Below are 863 nucleotides of genomic sequence, written 5' to 3'. Positions count from 1 at the left end.
GCATATATTGCATAGAAGAACATCTCATAATTGAGGCTCCAGCCGAGAAAGAGCAGCGGCTGAATCGAACCGTCGACCTTTTCGAACGGGATGAAGAACAGTGATTTCAGGATCGTTTCGCCGCTCACGACGGTCGAATTCAGCAGACCGGGTTTCATCAGCGCAATCAACACGATACCTGCCGTCAGCGTCCAATAGAGCGGAACGATACGAACTATGCGGCGGCGACAGAATTGCCAGGCGCCTTTGGCCTCATCGGTGGTGTAAGCGATTATAAATCCACTGATTACGAAGAATATATCAACGCCTGACGCTCCGAATCCAAAGATATTTTCCTTAAGACCAAACTCTATTTGAAAACCGCTTCCAATATGGAACAATACCACCGCAAAAGCGGCGACGAACCTTAGAACTTGGAGCCCGAGCAGCTTGCGACGAACATTGGTGCTGTCCGGCAGCACCGTTGGTGATTCTACGCCAACCGTCGAAGCTACAGTCATTTTGTCTCTTCCCAGCCAAGGTCCGCTTTCACACGGGCCTCAAGTTCATCGGCCATATGACCCTGGCCGATTTCATTTGGATGCGAGTCGCAGCCGCGTGAAGCAACTCCTCCCGGACTGTCGAATCGTATCAGAGCAATTTTTCTTTCACCCGCGGCACGACGGACCGCCACGGCCTTGTTCACGGCCGACACCGCGGCATCGAGGTCGGCGCCCCAAAGCATCGGGCCGATACCGGCATAGATCATTGCGCCAGGCGCGTTGGCGCGCAATTGGGCAAGCAAGTCCGCGTAGCGTGCGACAAAATCCGGCGGCCGCGCGCCACCACTGAAATCGTTGCTGCCGAGATGCACGACAATGACA

Annotated in this window: 2 protein-coding genes; both read right to left on the bottom strand. The window is 54.5% G+C overall.

Features of this window, described 5'->3' with window-relative positions:
• Positions 1 to 500: acyltransferase (locus ENZ75_RS33110; protein ID WP_164888236.1), on the bottom strand; the 500-nt coding region annotated here is incomplete at its 3' end.
• On the bottom strand, positions 497 to 863 hold a 367-nt coding region (locus tag ENZ75_RS33105; RefSeq protein ID WP_206617174.1), incomplete at its 5' end, for a GDSL-type esterase/lipase family protein. The genes ENZ75_RS33110 and ENZ75_RS33105, both read right to left, overlap by 4 nt.

This window comes from Mesorhizobium sp. M7A.F.Ca.CA.002.04.1.1, assembly GCF_004022805.1.
In the GTDB taxonomy this organism is placed as follows: domain Bacteria; phylum Pseudomonadota; class Alphaproteobacteria; order Rhizobiales; family Rhizobiaceae; genus Mesorhizobium; species Mesorhizobium ciceri.
This window is presented reverse-complemented; position numbering and strand designations above follow the sequence as displayed.